The sequence below is a fragment of the Mycobacterium farcinogenes genome, assembly GCF_019739075.1.
Taxonomy (GTDB): Bacteria; Actinomycetota; Actinomycetes; order Mycobacteriales; family Mycobacteriaceae; genus Mycobacterium; species Mycobacterium senegalense.
This window is the reverse complement of the sequence record NZ_CP081674.1, coordinates 25271-41378: the sequence shown is the minus strand read 5'-3', so window position 1 is coordinate 41378 and position 16108 is coordinate 25271. Positions and strand designations below refer to the sequence as shown.

16 protein-coding genes and 1 pseudogene are annotated in these 16108 nt (G+C 64.0%); 9 read left to right on the top strand and 8 right to left on the bottom strand.

Translation table 11 applies throughout. The features are described from left to right. Positions 1 to 9 precede the first annotated feature (9 nt). Together K6L26_RS30485 and K6L26_RS30480 are read right to left on the bottom strand one after the other, a co-directional pair. Positions 10 to 822 (bottom strand): hypothetical protein, encoded by an 813-nt coding sequence (locus tag K6L26_RS30485; protein WP_245008805.1) that lies wholly within the window; start codon positions 820 to 822, stop codon positions 10 to 12. A 2-nt stretch (positions 823 to 824) separates the two neighbouring features. Continuing rightward, positions 825 to 1250 carry a helix-turn-helix domain-containing protein gene (locus tag K6L26_RS30480; protein ID WP_160110979.1) on the bottom strand — a complete coding sequence of 142 codons (426 nt, stop codon included), beginning with the start codon at positions 1248 to 1250 and terminating at the stop codon, positions 825 to 827. A gap of 119 nt (positions 1251 to 1369) precedes the next feature. Between K6L26_RS30480 and K6L26_RS30475 the strand changes: the two genes are divergently transcribed. The 9 genes from K6L26_RS30475 (at position 1370) to K6L26_RS30435 (ending at position 12204) form a co-directional block, all read left to right on the top strand. Then, entirely contained in the window at positions 1370 to 1762 is a 393-nt protein-coding gene (locus K6L26_RS30475) for a hypothetical protein (protein WP_221853582.1), read from the top strand. Then, on the top strand, positions 1759 to 2817 hold the full coding sequence (locus K6L26_RS30470; protein WP_221853581.1) for a hypothetical protein: 1059 nt from the start codon (positions 1759 to 1761) through the stop codon (positions 2815 to 2817). Before K6L26_RS30475 ends, K6L26_RS30470 begins: the two co-directional genes overlap by 4 nt. Before the next feature lie 6 nt (positions 2818 to 2823). Continuing rightward, positions 2824 to 3807 (top strand): conjugal transfer protein, encoded by a 984-nt coding sequence (locus K6L26_RS30465; protein WP_221853580.1) that lies wholly within the window; start codon positions 2824 to 2826, stop codon positions 3805 to 3807. Positions 3808 to 4011: 204 nt separating this feature from the next. Next, positions 4012 to 4287 (top strand): hypothetical protein, encoded by a 276-nt coding sequence (locus K6L26_RS30460; RefSeq protein ID WP_066904150.1) that lies wholly within the window; start codon positions 4012 to 4014, stop codon positions 4285 to 4287. Between the two features lie 543 nt (positions 4288 to 4830). Beyond that, complete coding sequence (locus tag K6L26_RS30455; RefSeq protein ID WP_245008804.1) at positions 4831 to 7278, top strand: ATP-binding protein; 2448 nt, start codon at positions 4831 to 4833, stop codon at positions 7276 to 7278. Beyond that, a complete protein-coding gene (locus K6L26_RS30450) occupies positions 7275 to 9449 on the top strand; it encodes a hypothetical protein (protein WP_221853578.1) in 2175 nt (724 codons plus the stop codon). The genes K6L26_RS30455 and K6L26_RS30450 overlap by 4 nt, the downstream gene beginning before the upstream one ends. Then, on the top strand, positions 9446 to 11290 hold the full coding sequence (locus K6L26_RS30445) for an AAA family ATPase (protein WP_221853577.1): 1845 nt from the start codon (positions 9446 to 9448) through the stop codon (positions 11288 to 11290). The genes K6L26_RS30450 and K6L26_RS30445 overlap by 4 nt, the downstream gene beginning before the upstream one ends. 28 nt (positions 11291 to 11318) lie before the next feature. Beyond that, positions 11319 to 11888: a hypothetical protein gene (locus tag K6L26_RS30440; protein WP_221853576.1), complete on the top strand. Its 570-nt coding sequence runs from the start codon at positions 11319 to 11321 to the stop codon at positions 11886 to 11888. A gap of 130 nt (positions 11889 to 12018) precedes the next feature. Then, positions 12019 to 12204: a hypothetical protein gene (locus K6L26_RS30435; protein ID WP_221853575.1), complete on the top strand. Its 186-nt coding sequence runs from the start codon at positions 12019 to 12021 to the stop codon at positions 12202 to 12204. Between the two features lie 139 nt (positions 12205 to 12343). Here K6L26_RS30435 and K6L26_RS30430 read toward each other — a convergent pair. The 6 genes and pseudogenes from K6L26_RS30430 to K6L26_RS30405 all read right to left on the bottom strand — a co-directional run. Beyond that, a pseudogene (locus K6L26_RS30430) lies at positions 12344 to 12746 on the bottom strand (hypothetical protein); the annotation flags it as partial. Positions 12747 to 12817: 71 nt separating this feature from the next. After that, positions 12818 to 13414, bottom strand: coding sequence for a TetR/AcrR family transcriptional regulator (locus tag K6L26_RS30425; protein ID WP_245008808.1), 597 nt, complete (start codon positions 13412 to 13414; stop codon positions 12818 to 12820). Between the two features lie 51 nt (positions 13415 to 13465). Next, positions 13466 to 13870, bottom strand: a complete 405-nt coding sequence (locus tag K6L26_RS30420) for a hypothetical protein (RefSeq protein WP_221853572.1) — start codon at positions 13868 to 13870, stop codon at positions 13466 to 13468. After that, positions 13867 to 14265, bottom strand: coding sequence for a styrene oxide isomerase (locus K6L26_RS30415; RefSeq protein WP_221853571.1), 399 nt, complete (start codon positions 14263 to 14265; stop codon positions 13867 to 13869). Before K6L26_RS30415 ends, K6L26_RS30420 begins: the two co-directional genes overlap by 4 nt. Continuing rightward, positions 14262 to 15656: a flavin monoamine oxidase family protein gene (locus K6L26_RS30410; protein WP_221853607.1), complete on the bottom strand. Its 1395-nt coding sequence runs from the start codon at positions 15654 to 15656 to the stop codon at positions 14262 to 14264. Before K6L26_RS30410 ends, K6L26_RS30415 begins: the two co-directional genes overlap by 4 nt. A 5-nt stretch (positions 15657 to 15661) precedes the next feature. Next, complete coding sequence (locus K6L26_RS30405; RefSeq protein WP_221853570.1) at positions 15662 to 16108, bottom strand: DUF4345 family protein; 447 nt, start codon at positions 16106 to 16108, stop codon at positions 15662 to 15664.

Sequence of the window (16108 nt, the reverse complement as noted above, 5' to 3'; positions counted from 1 at the left end):
GGCGTTGGGCTAGAGGTAGGGGCTGGCAGGCGGGTAGTTGGTTTGGAGAAGTTCTGAAGGCAGTGAGAGCAGCGCTGCGGCAACCTGCCACAGGTACCAGGTGATACCGAGCGTGATTGGGATTCCGGTGACGAGCAAGGGAATCCAGCGGATGGCGGGCGTGCTGATGCGTGGCATGGACAGCGGGTTGCGTCGCGCTGGTTCGGCGCGGTCCGGGGGGTCGAGGATTGTGGGCATGGCGACGTCGCGGCCGCCCAGAAACAGATCGTCGTCGAGTTGCGCGGCGACGGGAGTCAGGGGCCACCAGTGGCTGGAACCATCGACGGCAAGCCAGCCCTCCAGGACGCCATAGAGCCCGGCGGCGAGAAACACCGCCGGCAGTTGTGCCAGCAGCCACGGAGTGACAACGACGGCCCACACGCTGGGCGAAGGGTCATAGAACAGCGGGAGCGGTAGTCCGCACAGTGCCGCGGTGCCCAGCAGCGCTGGAATGGGATAGCCAAGCAGTCGATCGGGGATCAACGTGGTGATCCACCCGTAGAGGAGCCGCCCCAGCGGCCAGGCCAACGGGGCTGAGACGGCGCACGCCACCACGATGGCTGTCTCGAACCCTCCGGTGGCGGTTGAGGTTTGACGGAAAACCAGGGGCGGTGTCACGTCGTCGTCGTGAGGGTCGGGCCGTACGCCGAGCCGCTGGCGATCACGGGCGCGAATAGCCTTGCCGAGCAGTTCTGCGCGGCGCTTCTGAAAGAGGAAGATGCCCGCGTGGGCGGCGATCCACGCGCGGCGTTCTTCAGCGAAGGTATAGATCGCGGTCGACACTCCTATGCACCCCCGGTAACAGCAACGTGGGGCTCGTCGTCGGTCACCAGTTCTTGCAGCAGGGTCTGAGTGTTGACCAGCAGGTCGGTGGCGTCGCCGAGCATGGTCAACGCCGCGCTGATCACGGTGGTGACCAGTTCATCGGTCTGGACTGCGGCCATGCGGGTTTCGGGCACTCCTCCGGCGAGAATCCGTGCTGCCGAGCCCTCTGCCCAGCCCAGCGCGGTGTCGATCCGAGTCAGAGTTGATTCCCGCAGTCGGCCTGTTCCATTTATTGCCTTGTGCAGGGTTGTCCGGTTGGGGCCGCCGCGGCGCGCCAGCTCACGAGGGCTGATGCGCATCTGAGCGGACCGTCTGCGCACGAAGAAATCGAGGCGGGCGGGGCCAGACGGGGGCGCTGGGTCGGCGAGATTCTCGGGTTTGTCCACCGCCCAAAACTAACCATAATCAACCAAAGTCGTCCACAGTTGTCGACATAATCGACTACAGCTGACTACGGTTGCGTGCAAAGCTGACTATCCGAGGAGTGGGGAGCGAGGAGTCGACGATGAAGATGCTGTTGTCACTGGTGGCGATGGGTTGCGCAATGGCCGCCGTCGCGGTGCTCGTCGTGGTGGATCTCGTGCTGCGGTTTTGGCCGGTCCTGGTAGCGGCAGCCGTTGTGATCGTGGCTTTGCGCTGGTGGCGATGGCATCGTGCGACGGCGCGTACCGAGCAGTCAGTTGCGCCCTCTCATCTGTTTCCGACACCGTCGGCAGCCGTGGTCGCGTCGCGGCCTGCGCAGTCGGCCTCCGTTGAGGTGCCGCTTGTGATCGGCGATGAACGGGGTCTTCGCTCCCTGACGTCGGCTGGATCACTGGCGTGGGGCAAGCCCGCCACTGAGATTTTCTCCAACGAGGACCGCATGGTGCTCGCACACCATGGGCAGGTGCGTCGGTGAGCCAATCTGAATTGCCTCGCGCGGAGGCGGCGTGGATCACCAAGATTCGCGAAAGCATGGGCCAGCCCACCGAGGCCGACCACGACTTCGCCGACCTGGATGACGGCGAGTACGACGGCGTCGCTGGTGACGAATGGTCCGGTGATGACGATGACCAGCAGTTGATCGAGGGGCCAGACGAGTCGGTTGAGGCGGCTGGGCGAGATGTCGAATCAGATCACAGTGGCATCGAGGTCGAGCGCGCCGACGCAGACCCCGAGGCCGATGAGGACGAATCAGGCTCCGAGGGCCGCCGGTTCAATCCCTGGGTGGCCGGAGGTTTCGGTGCGGCCGCGGTCGTCGCCACGATTGTGACCCTGGTGGCCAGCTCGGTGTTCTCTCGCGAGGACCCTCCGCCACCACCGGCGCCGCCCAGCGCAGTCGCTAAGCCGGCCGCGCCGCCACCACCGCCGTCGGCGGCTCCCGCCGCTGTCGATGGCCCGTTGCGGTTCACCGCTACGTCGCCGTGTGACAAGCTGCCGGGCTCCACGTCGGCGCAGCTGCTTGCCGATCCGCATTCGAACGCTCCCTGGGTGTGCGCCAGTGCGGTGCCTGGTGAGATGCTGACGCTGACCTTGGATCGGCCTGCGGTGATCACGGCAGTCTCGATCGTTCCGGGTGCGGTGAGCAAATCCAATGCTCCTGACCAGGCTGACCCTTGGCCGCAGTACCGGGTGGTCAAGCGTCTGCAATGGCTGTTCAACGACACTGCCAACACACTCAAGCCGCAAGACACCGGCAACGCACACGGTGAGGCGGTAATGCCGGTACCGCGTCCGCTGGCGTCGGTGGTGACCGTCCTGATCCAAGAGACGAACCGTCCTCCGCTGGTGGCACCGCCAACCACACCAGCCGCCGCTGGACCGGGCAACGACATATTCGCGCCGATTTTCGGTGGCCCGGGGCTGCCCGCTACGACCGATCCTGTGTTTGGAAACGGAGACGACCGACCACATCCCAGCGACGGCAAGTTCGCCATCAGCAGCATCAAAATCATTGGGCACGAGGTGAAGTGAACTGCCATGCCGAAACTCAACAAGGTCTGGAAGCGGCGGCTGAACGTCGGCACGCGCGGCGCAGGCCGCATCATTCTGGGCGTTCTGATAGTGACGTCGTCAATTAGCGGGGCCAACACCGTACTGGGCTGGGTGCTTCCTGATCCGCCACCGCCGATCGCCGAGATTGCTGATAAGACGATCAATTCCTCGGACTTGGTGAAATCGTTCGCGATTGACTGCGTGACAACGTATCTCACCGCTGCTAGCGCCCAAGGTACCGACTTGTCGCGGTGCTTTCCCAACGCAGCCAAACTGACGGTGCCCTCAACACCATCCATGATGGTCAGCAATCCGTCGGCATACGCTCGGCGTCACGGGCCCGATCGCGCTAATCTGCGGACTTACGGCGTGTTGGTCGGGGTGACGACTCAGGCATATCCGAGCGCCTCACCGGTCCGGCTGTATTACCAGATCCCCGTCGGAGTGTATGGCGGGGATGCCGTACGCGCCCTGGACAATCTGGCCTACGTTGACGAGCCTCCCGCCGGAGTCGATGTCGAATTGGGCTATCCGGTCAACATTCCCTCCACACATCCGCTAGCTGTGATGCTGGCCGGATTCATCGGCGCCTATCTATCGAATAATCCCTGCGTCGGTGGAACCGGCGAAGGGACGCAGGTGCCATGCCGGCCCACCGGAAGTCTCGATCGCTACATCACAACCGACTCCCGCCTGAGACCTGTCAAGAATCCTTACGCCAGCGCCACTGTTACCGGCGTGCAGGCGATCACCAATCCGCCAGACGATGCACCGGATAACACCACATTGTCTGTGCGGGTGACTGTGTCGGCGCGGTCCGCCGATTACACCCCCTATGACCTGTCCTATCCGCTCACCATTCGCGCGACCGGCGGGAGCTGGTTTGTCGCGGCACTGGATGCGGTCCCTGCGCTGGCCGAGTCCGACCCCGAGCCACCGACGCCCAGCGCCAACGGCACCGGCAAGTAGAGGAGGCCTGCACCCCATGAACATGATCGGGTCGGTGGCCGGCGAGACGCTCCGGGCAGTTGAAGCACGGCCAAATTTGGATCGATCGCTACTGGTGGCCATGGTCTGCGCGCAGCTGGTCCTCGTCGCATTCCTCGGCCAACGGGTCGTCATCCCAGAAACGTCGCAACCCAGATCAGCAAAAGAAAAAGGAGATTAGTCACGATGGACGCCAACGTTCAGGCCGCAGGCGGGATCATAGGACTCGGCCAAGAGATGTTCAGCTACGTGGTGATTCTGGGCGGGCTCGGGGCCATGGCCCTGGGCATCATTATCGGGCTCAGAACCTCATGGAAGGTCGGTATCGGCGCCGGTATCGCCACGTTCTTCGGCGGGATCCTGTTCTCGGTATTGATCTACAACGCAGTCGCATTCCGCGACATGGGTGTGCAGGAGGTCCGTGACCGGACTGGCTACACTCCCAGCATCTACGCCGGATAATGACCAAGCCAACAGCCCCGAGTTCGGGCGACAACGCACGCATCTACACCGGTATCCGAGACGTTCCCATCTGGGCGGGGGAGTCCTCGCAAGGCAACCAGCTCCCGGGCGGTCCGTACCGCTGGCCTGAGCTTGCCGTCATCGCCATCATCATGACGCCAACGCTGTTGTGGGTACGTCACAACCAGCAGTCGCCCCATCTGTTGATGGTTCTCGGTATCACTTCACTGAGCACGTTTCTCTTAGTAGTCACCTTGCGGTTTCTTCTGCCCAAGGCGCGTCCCGATTTGCTGACCCGCACACAGTTCTTCGTCAATGCGGTGCTGTGTCGGCCGGTAGCGACGTCGGTGCGCACGCGGGAGGCCTCGAAACGGTCACCGAGAGGCCGGTCAGTACGTCCGAGTCCATCAACGAGGAGACACAGTGGTTCGCGTTGATCCCACCCTGGATCCACCGACGAGGGTTGTCGGCAACCTGCGGTTCACGAACTCGGGTGTATACGCCGACTACCTCGTGCACGGGTTGGCCACGACGCTGCGTCCGATGCCGAGCTTCGAGCGCGCAGCGACCTCGCACCGCAATTTGGGCCGTAACCTGGCCTCGGGCAGCCTGCTGTATGGATTGGTCGCTGACGCCGACCAGGCAGCGATCCTCGACAAGGTTGTTGGACGTCATGGCGAGCAGTCGTCGTGGGCGGTGTATTCGCGCGAAGCATGGACACCGATCGTCGCTGATCCTCTACAGACGGGCGAGGGGATCGGGCCGCAGGATCGCTTGTTCTGGATGACCATGCCGGTCGACGCGGGCCGGCTTGGCCGTACCGCCGTCGGCAAGGTCCAAAAGCTCGCCACCTGGCTCATTGGCCGTGACCCGGACTCTGAGGAGTCGGTTCACGGCTACGCGGCGCTGGCTAGCGAGATCGTCTCGGCGCTGCCTGACGAGTTCCACTTCACCGCGGCTACCCCGTCCCAGATTCTGTGGCATCACCGTCACAACACACTGCGCGGTGTGTTTACAGAGCCACTGCCGGATGCCAGATCGGGCCCGGATGAGTTGGCCGGCTTCATGTTTGGCCGTTGGGATTTCGATGAGAGCGCAAGCCGAGAACGGTTGCGGCGCTGGTGGCCCAGTCGCCGGTCGGTCCTGCGGGTGCAGGAGCTCGACGAGAACCAGAATTTGATCGGACCGGTCAGCTATCAGGCGCTGCTGTCTGTCGAATCGTTCCCCAGGTACGGCCTGCGGTTTCCTCGTGCAGCCTATCTTCGGGCTCTTGACAACGTCGAGACGCCTGCTGTCATCGACTGGCTACAGCACGTCAATGTGGCCAAGCCCGATCAAGCGCTTACCGCTAACCGGCGCAACGCCAAGAACATTCGCGATCAGCGACGTCAGCGTGCGGCACGACGCGACGAGGCCGATGACGAGAAACTCAAAGAAAAGCTCGACAGCACGATGGATTATTCGGGTGAGCTCAACGGCAATCCGACTGAGCGTGAAGTTGACAGCTCAACGATCATCGCGATCGGTGCTGAATCGCTCGATGTCGTCGAGGATGCGGTCAAGCAGCTTCGCCAAGAGCTCGACTCGGTGTCGATCGCCTTTAGCCGGCGGCGCGGTTCGCACCGTGTTCTGTGGAAATCGTTCAACCCCGGCAGCGAAATCTCCAGCCCGATCGACCAGTTCCGCAATCCCACAACCGCGCACCGCTGGTCGAGGTTTCTGCCATTTGTCAGCGATGCCTGCGGTAACTCGACCGGAAGTCCACTCGCACTGAACCAGAACACATCCCGCCAGAGCATCATCCTGCACGATCCGGAGGGATGCGCGCGCAGGGATCACAACACCGGGCTCGGCGTCGTGGGGGAGCCCGGATCCGGAAAGTCCAATCGAACCAAGCTATCTGCCTTCGAGCTGATGATCCGACGGGCACAGCTGCGCATCTTCGACCCTGGGGTACACGGGGAATGGGCCAAAGCGTTTCGCGGCGCTGGCGACGATGTCGTCCGCGTGATTGATCCAACCAAATCGGACATGTCGCTCGACCCGCTGATCATCTTCCCCTATGAAGAGGCAGGGTCACGAGCCGCCGATCATGTTCTGCCCATGATCGGAGTCGACGCTCGCAGTCGGCTGCGCGCCGAGTTCGAGGTGGCCCTGCGCCCAGACAACCGGGAAGCCAACGGCATCCGACGCATGCGCGACCTCATCGAATACCTACGCAGACAACCCAATCCGCATGACAACGAATTACTGATCCTGCTGGAAGCCGCAGCCTCCTCGTACTACACCCAGGCGCTATTTGATCCGACACGCCAGCCGTATTTGACTGGCGACTCTCAGGTGACGATCTGGCTCACCCGCAACCTCGCGCTGCCGAACGCCGACGAGATTCAATCGGCCATGAAGGGCGGGGCAGGGTTAGACCTGACCACCCGACAGGTCGCCGGCATGGCGATGTACGGCCTCATCGTCGACCTCGAACAACACCAACTCTTCCAGCGACGCGACGTGTACGGCAGCATGATTTTCGAAGAGTGCGCCGAACTGCTCGCCTACCCACCCGGCGCCCGTGCCGCACAACGCATCACAACGCAAGGCCGCAAGCATGCGACCGGCATTACCCTGATCACTCAGGACTTCCGCCATCTGGCACGCATGGGCGACAAGTTCATCACCCAGAAATGGCTGTTTCGCCTCACTGATCCCGACCTGGCCGAGCAGACGCTGGCATGGGCCGGTATCGACCCCACCCAGTACCCGGATGTGCTGCAGTCCTACACCGAGGACACCAGCCCGGCAAACACCAGTCTGACCGGTGACGACGACGAGATCGGCTACGTCGACCCTCACCGCCGCGGAGAAGGGTTCATCGTCGACGAGTTCCGCCGGTTCGCCCGCGCGAAATTCTTCGGCGCACCCCTTGCCGAACTGGCCGCCGACTTCGACAGCACACCTCTTGTGGACGTTGACAACGATGAGGCGGCAGCATGACCACGGCGCCCCGCACCGATCGGCTGGCCTACTGGTGGGCCAGCAATCCCAAAGCCCGACGCATCGCGACCGTCATCACCATCGTGCACACCCTGGCGCTGTGGTCGGTCGTCAACGCTCCAGCTGCGACCGCCTCAGCCGGGGCGGCAGCTCTGGGCTGGACGGGTATTCGAGACAGCTACGGCGTGCCGATCGCCGCCTACTTCGTGTCCATGGTCAGCACACCCGAAGCCGCTCTCAATAACGGTCAGGAAATTTCACTGCTGGATCCGGTCAGCTGGATGAAGTGGACTGCCGAGGTCCTCCAAACCGGGCTGACCCACTCCACCGCGGCGTGGTGGATCACCAGCACTGTCGGCATCTACATCTTCATGGTGGGAACCAGCTTGTGGCTGCTGCGTTTTGCACTGTCCACCAAGTGGCTGGTGCTGATCGCCTCTATCGCACGGCCCGTCTACAACGCCGTTACCACCGTGGCCAATCAGCTCTACCTGGGACCCATCACGGTGACATTGTGCGTGGTGATCGGCGGCCTTCACATTCTGCGGGGACGAGCAGGCCGGGGTTGGGCCTTGATCGGCACCGGCGCCCTGTTCACCGTCCTGCTGCTCACTGTGTTCGCCGACCCGATCGGCGAACTCTACAGCGAGCACGGCCTTCTCGCGATGGGCCGCGAAACCGGTTTCGCGATCGCCCAAGCGACCCGTGGGCACCCATATGCCCCAGGCCAATCCCTCGACGCACAACAGAATGCCCTGATCGGTGAACTGATTACCTCCGGAGTCCGCCATCCCGTGCAGGTCGTCAACTTTGGCATGGTCATCGACGACATCGGAGGATGCGCCGACGCCTGGTCTCGTGCGGTGATGTCAGCCAACGGCGCTGGCCCTGGACCAGCATGGGCCATGCGCGGCATCAACCAGGGTGGATGCGGCGCCCCGCAGGCATTGGCACATGCTCAGCAGCTGGGCGGGGGAGACTTCGTTCCAGCGCTCCTGTTCTGCTGCGCCGGCCTGGGCCTGTCGATATTCCTCTGGTACGTCTCAATCACCAACTTCCTGGTGGGGTTGAAGGCCACCTACTTCGGCACTGTTGTCGGGCCCGCGTTCATGGTCGGGATGAGTGGACTCGCAGACCGAGCCATGGCCTACGCCAAGCACAGCGCCTGGCAGCTCCTCCTGCACGCTGTCGAGCTCGCCGTCTATACCGCGTTTCTCGGAATCGTGATGGTGTGGTTGGGCTTCGCGCTGACCACCACTACGCTGGGCACGGGCACCATCAGCGTGATGCCGCGAATGTTGATCGTCATGCTGGCGGCCGTCGTAGCGCTCGTGCTGTTCCGCTTCATCGAAAAACAGTTCCATACCGACGGCATCGGCACGATCGGCCACACCATTCGCGGCGCCGCCGGTGGACTAGCCGACAGATCGCGGGACCACTACAACAAGGCTCGCGACGGCGTCGACGAGGCACGCGGAATGTTCGGCAAGGCACGCAAGCGCTTCGGCCGCCAAGGCGGCGAGGACGGCGACGCGAGCGAGGCAGCCGCCAGCGAATCCGCGTCTTCAGCGCCAGGATTCGACACATTCAAGCCGCGGCCTAACACCCGGGTGAGCAGAAAGTGGGTCAGCGAGCGGTTACTTCCCCGCACAGCAGTCCAGGGAGCTGCGAGCGGGGCCGGCGCAGCGGAGTCCGCCGCCGCCGCAACAGGCACGCGGGCCGCGGCCGGTACGGCTACCAAGGTCCTAGCCCCGGAGGTGGCACTTCCAGCAGCCGCTGTCGGCGCGACGGTGCATGCGGTCCGCAAGCACAAAGAGAACAAGCAGGAACGCAAACCGGCGTCGTCGTCAGGTCCGGCGCCCGAACGTCCGCAGGCATCCTCGGGACCCGACCGGCGCGATCCCGACCGCCATCACCCAACCGAAGGCACCTCGCAGCCCGCGGGTGAGCACGAGACCTTCGGATCGCGGCAGTCAGCGGCGCGACGTTCGCGACATGACGGGGATCGGTCCGGTGCCCGCGACGTTGTACCCACCGGCGTCGAAGCCCCGCCGATCGAGCGGCACCGAACTGACGAGTCCAGCGCTAACGGAGCGGCCCTAGAATTGGGGACGCTGCGCCGGCCACCAGGCACCAACACTCCAGCGAAGCGCAAAGGTGACCAGAAGTGAACGCATCGGAATACGCCCGCGATTACCTGGATCAGGGAATCGCAGCTCTGGGCCTGCTAGGGGACGGCGGACAGCCTGATCCCGCGACAGCGTTGCGCGCGTTCGAGCGCGCTACCGAAGCCGATCCGGGCATGTGCGACGCATGGGTGGGACGCGCTGCGGCAGGCGACGTGTCAGTCTCAACGCTGCGCACGGCGCTGCACACCAGCTCCACGCTGCACCGCGAGACCAGGCGGATTGGGCTGGACGACAGGGCGCTGTGCCCGGTGGTGCCCGCACCCGCTGGCTACCTCGACTTGTATCCGACGACGCCGGTCGGGCTGGCATTGGCCCACGCCGTGGCGTTGATCTCCGCTGGTGAATACGACTCCGCTGAGAAGACACTCGACGACATCGACCTATCAGTTGAACCCCGCCAGACAGTGGTGCACACCTTTGTAGGCACCACACTGCATTTCGTCACCCGCCGGTGGACCGATGTAGTGGCCTGGAGTTCACGGACCCACAACGAGCGACCCAGCGTCCTCGATGACGCCATTGCGCTGCTCGCCGGCATCGCACACACAAGCCTCGGCCAATTTGAATCGGCACTGGCCCTGCTGGCGCCACTGACCGACGGCGGTGCCGACCCCAGCGTGCCTGCCATCATCGCTGACGCCCACTTCTACCAGGGATTGTGCCACCGCAGCCTCAACGACGAACCCGCCGCACGAACCCATCTCCAGTCTGCCCGCGTGGACGGCCAGCTCCTGCCGGGTGCACAGCAAGCACTGCGTGACCAAACCTACGGACCCATCGTCACCACCGCCGAGGCAATTGCCGCGCGCGTGGATCGTTGGAATCCGGACTCCGGCCCCAGCCAAGCGGACCTGAAACGCAAACAACAACAGCAGGCCGCTGAAACCATCCTGGCTGAGGCTGAGGCCGATCTGATGAACCTCGTCGGGTTGCGCAACGTCAAAGCCCACGTGCTCGAACTGCGAAACATACAGCGCTACGACCAGATTCTCGCCCAGCGCGGCATCGACACCAGCGACAGCCAGGGATCGCTGCATACGGTCCTGACCGGCCCGCCCGGGACCGCCAAGACATCCATCGCGCGCATCATGTGCCGGATGTACTTCGGGCTGGGAATCCTCGACGACCCCGGGTTCATCGAGGTGAAACGTCAAGATCTGGTCGGGGCACACATCGGCGCCACCGAAGAAAAGACCTCCAAGGTTCTCAACGAGGCACTCGGCCGAGCACTGTTCATCGACGAGGCACCCACCCTGTTCAAAGAGGACCTCGAGCGTGACTTCGGCCGAATTGCACTGGACACGATCATGACCTTCGCCGAAGACCACCGACGAGACACCATCATCTTCCTGGCCGGCTACGCCCAGCCGATGAAGTACATGATGTCCGCCAATCCTGGACTGCGCGGCCGCTTCCCGCACCGACTGGAATTCGACTCCTACAGTCCCACAGAGCTTGTGGAGATCGCCGACGTATTCGCACGTTCATCCAAAGTGACGCTCGCCGAGGACGCCCGCGAGCACTTCGCGCGTATCGCGGCGTGGCTGTGCGCCACTCCCGCATCTGAGGGGGGCTTCGGAGACCCCGACACCGCAGGATTCACACTGGCCGACATCGCCAACAACGGCCGGTTCGTGCGCAATGTGCTGGACAGAGCCACGGGAAAAATGAAGCACCGCCTCATCGAAGACAGCAGTATCGACCTGGCCACCGCCGACCTCGACGCGATCCGCACCGTCACCCTCGATGACATGCGCATCGCCGTCTCCACCGTCGTAGACGCGGCCGAGATCGCCCTACCGCCATCCTTGAACGCCATTTGATCGTGCTCACCAATTAAGAGGGGGAACATTGACGGACAACGTCGATTCCAGTCATACATCCACGGAGCCAACGACTTTCGATGACGCTCTAGTGTGTTTCGCCGACGGCAGCCGCGCACGCTTCACCCGTGTGGAATTCCTACCCGACGGGCGGCTCAAAGCTGTCCTCACGCGGCCAGTCGGCGACGAGTTGCAGGCCACCGCGCGATCAGACTCCCACACCATCACCGAAACTGCCTATTTCGCACCGGGTTCCTACATTTCGGTGCAAGGTCCTCGCCGAGGCGCCCTGGTCGCCGACACAGCATCGGAGCGACACATCGTGAAGCTCAACCTCCTGACCGAGAATGTCCGCGAGGCCATCGAGAAATTCGTGTGGCAGCGCTGGGGACTTCCCTTGTACCCCAGGATCGACGATGTAGCCGATGAGAACCTCATTGACAAGCAGTTCAGCGTCTGGGACGAGGAGGGTAACGGGGCAGCTGTCGATACGGTTTATCTGGGGTCGGGTTCAGGTGTGTATCGATGTTCCCGATTAGGTGATGTGGCTGGACTTTCCCTTGGCGGGAACGGTTCGAGTCGTGAGTGTTCCCGCTAAAAGGGGTTGGATCTGGTGGTGCCGGTCTGAGATGTGACGGTGTTTGCCCTCGGGCACAGCCGCTACGGACCGCAGTGGTGGCGGCCTCGTGGAGCGCAGCCATCGTGCGAACGGCCCGTTCCCCGCCGTCATGACTGTGGCAGGGCTACCGACGATATCGCTACTGTCTGTTGAGGACGGCTGGATCAGCAACCTGCACCGTCCATCTGACACCGTCGCCAACGTCAACTGGACCACCGTGCAGCACGCCGTCGAGTTGACCACCCACATCGCTCAATCGTGGGCGACCGAGCATCGCACCGAGCGCATCGCATGACCGCGCCCGGACGGCGGCCGCGGGGAAACACGGTCGGCGACACCACACAGCGCTTGGCTCAGAACTCTGGCAGGCGCCTGATCACCCGGCAGGCGGGGGTCAACGATCCGCGCCTTGGTAGAGCCGGAGAGCTAAGCACTTCTTTGGCCTCGGCGACTCCGGCGCCGAGGAGCACCACCAAGGGCCGCCCGCGGCCGTCGACGAGGTGATGAATCTTGCTGGTCAAACCGCCACGGGAACGGCCAAAGCCATGGTCAGGCAGCTCGATGCGCAGATTCGTGTAATTCGGCACAGCCCCCCTGTGTGTCACGGGTGCTGTTCGTGGCGTGCTGACGGACGCAGGCGATGGTGGAGTCCACCGTTACGGCCCAGTCGATGATCCCGGCCTCCTCGGCGGCGGCTAGCAACCGCGCCAGCACGACATCCCAGGCGCCGGCGGCGTGCGCATCGCGAAAAGGCCTGCCCTTCTTGCCCGTCCGCGCCGGCAACAGATCCTCGATCAACGACCACTGAACATCCGAAAGCAACTGGAACCGCGACATCCCTCAAGTTTCAGGCGCTACACCTGAAACAACTGTCAGACACGCCCTTGTCGGCTGGCTGGCTATTGAGCTCAGGCAGTGAACAAGCCGTTGATGAGCGCGCGCGCCACGTTGCCGGCGTCCTTACGTGCTTGGTCGCGGTCCGTCGCGGTGGCGATCAGGAGGGCCGCCTCGTCGAGTGCGCCGATCAGCATCGATGCGAGTGTGTCGGCGGGCAGCGCTACGACTTCGCCGGATGCGATGGCGGCTCGGATGCCTTGGCGGAGGACACCGAGGTAGTTGTCGTTGTCGATCTCGCGCATCTGCTCGAAGCCGAGGACGCCGGGAGCCTCCAGGACGCTCACGCGTGCTACCGCCGGGTCGAGGCACCCGTCGAGGAACACCTTGCAGGCCACCTCGATCTGACGCTGAGCGGTTGGTTCCGCAAGCGCTGCGGGAATCACACGACTCGCAAGCTCGGCCTCGACGTCCTCGTAAACTGCGCGGAAGATCGACTCCTTGTTGGGGAAGTGGTAGTAGATCGAGTTGCGGGTCACTCCCGCAGCATCGGCGATGTCGCCGGTGGAGACAGCCGTATAGCCGCGCTCGACGAACAGGTTCCGAGCGGCTGCAACAAGCGCCCGCCGTGTCTCTGCGCTGCGTCGAGCACGTCGGTCTTCCTGGGCCATCTCAGTCACGAAACCTCCACGAGGACTCTAGCGCCCGAGCGACCGGCAACATCAACCACCGGCGAAGGCCATCATGATCACGGCGACGCCCAGCATGAAGATTCCCACGAGGTCGACCGCAGCCACCCGACGCAATCGAACATGCAGATCGGATATCGGCAACACCAACAGCACGAAGCTGATCATGCTCACCGCAGCGGCCGCCATGGGCAGCAGCAGTTCGGCGCCGAGCACGACCGCGGCCAGCAGGACGCCGCCGACGATGCCGAGCATCACGGCCCGATGCCGGAGCAGCGACACCAGGTCGCGGTCAGCTTGTGACAGGTCAGAGAGTCCGTAAGCAGAGGCCAAGCGTGGCGCAGGCAGAAAGCATGCCGCACCGGGCGCCAGGTTGATCAAGGCAACGCCCACCAGCAGCAGCGTGGGCACGATGCCGTACTCGGTGACGATGGTCACGTGTTCTCCCAGGCTAGAACGAGGAATCCGCCAGCACCGATGAGGACGGTCGTCACGCTGAACACGTAACCGGCTGCGACAGCGAGGTTCGCGATCGGCATGGCCGCGGTCAGGCCTCGTTTTCCCGTGCACGCGGCGAGGACCATTGCGAAGACGAAGCCGTATCCAGAGGCGATCAGGCTCAAGGTGGTGGCATGACCAAGTTGCCCGTCCATGCCCCAACCACGCGCTACAGCGCCGAGGGCGATGAGCATGACCCCGGTGCCGGTCAGGCCGGTGTGCGCGGCGGACCAGGCTCGTTGGCGAGGTTCTGAGACACCGGTGCGGATCGACTGCCCGTAAGGCAGGCCGGCCACGAGACCAATCAGCAAGATCACAGCGCCGTGGACGATCATGAGACCGCCTCTGCCTTGAGGTCTTCCCGCTGGAGGCAGCGGCGAACGTCGTTGGCCGCGCGTTCGCCGGCACTCACGGCGCCGTCCATGAATCCGATCCAGCGGGTTGCCGTCTCGGCGCCCGCCCAGTGGATTCTGCCGATCGGCCGGCGCAGCGATGGGCCGTGGGAGGTGAGGCCACCCGGTGTGAGGTAGCCCATGTAGCAGCCTCGCGTCCACGGGTCCTCGGTCCAGTCGCTCTCGACGTAGGCGGTGAAGCCACCGGCCTGATCACCGAGCACGCGCTCGAAGCAGGTGATGACGGCGTGCCGACGTTCGTGTTCGGACAGTTGTCCGAGCATGCGGGCATGGCGAGCCTCGACGAATCCCAGCAGTACGCCGGGACCGTCACTTCGGGTCGTGGTGGGCGGCGAGTTGTCGAACGTTGCGCTCACGGGTCCGACCAGGCTGACGGTCTGCCCGCTGAGCCCCTGTTCGCGCCACCAGGGGCGGTCATAGACGGCCATGCACTTGAGCGCGGTGCCTTGCGGCATCCGCTGGGTCAGTTGGTCTCGGATGCCCGGAAGCGGCGGGTCGAACTCGATGCGTCCGGTCAGCGTTGGCGGCAACGCCACGATCACCGAGCGGGCATGGAACTCGTCGGTGTCGGTGAAGACGGTGACGGTGTCGTGCCGGTGCTCGATGCGGCGCACGGGCGATTGGAGTCGTATCCGACCGCCGAGGCCGTCGGCGAGCAGCTGCGAGACGCGCTGCGAACCGCCGACGATCCGGTCCTGTTGGGCACCCCCGCTGGTCCGCGCAGCGATCTCCAGGCTTCCCGCGGCGTGGATGAGCGTGAGCAGGTGCAACAACGAGGTGTCTGCCGGCTCGAAGGCATACACGACCCGAATGGCGAGCTGCAGCAGCTCCCGGCCGCGTGCTGTACGCATGGTGGCCTGCATCCATGACCACACCGTTTGCGAGTCCCACTCCTCGGCGCGCGGTGAGTCCCAGGGTGCGTGCGGCGATACTTCACGCGACATTTTGGTCAGGCGCCGTTGAGCCAGTCCGACGTCGACCAACGCGGCGGGGCTCACGTGCGGGATCAGGCCCCGGTACTTGCTCAGACGCTCCGGTGTTTCGAGGATGCGTTGTCCGGAGTCGTAGGTCGGGAAGGTCTCCAGACCCAGCTCCTGCACCAAGGCGTGGATGTGGTCTTGGCCGGGGCCGATCCACTGCCCGCCTAGCTCAACGACATCCCCGGTCGCCAGGACGTGGTTCAGCGTTCGGCCGCCCACCCTGTCTCTGGCCTCAAGGACGACGGCGTCGAGGCCGGAGTCGGTCAGCCGCTTGGCTGCCACCAGGCCCGAGATGCCGGCGCCGACGACCACGACATCACAGTTCTCCCTCATCACGGTCACACTCCTTGCTCAATGCTTGCGTTGCTCGGTTGGAAGCTGCGCGGATACAGCGCACTGACCGCCGCGAGGGCGATCGCTGTCAGGACGAGCAGGACCAGCTCGACCGGTCCATAGAGGTACGGCTCGGCGTTTCCCACATCGATGAGGTGGCTCACGGTGTGGAGCCAGAACTGCACGGTGATGACGATCAGCATCAACTGACGGGCCTGCGGACGAACGATGGTCAACAGGGCGCCGATGCCGATCGCCAGCGACATCGCGCCGTTGTCCCTGATGTAGTGGCTGTTCGCTTCGCCGTACGGGCCGACGTATTCGAAGAACCACGGCGGCGCGATCGTCATCAGGGCGCCCTGAATGACGAAGTACGCACCGAGGACGGTGAGCAAGCACGTGGCGACCGCACGCAGCGCCACGCCGCTGGGGCGCTCCGAGAACGTGGTCAC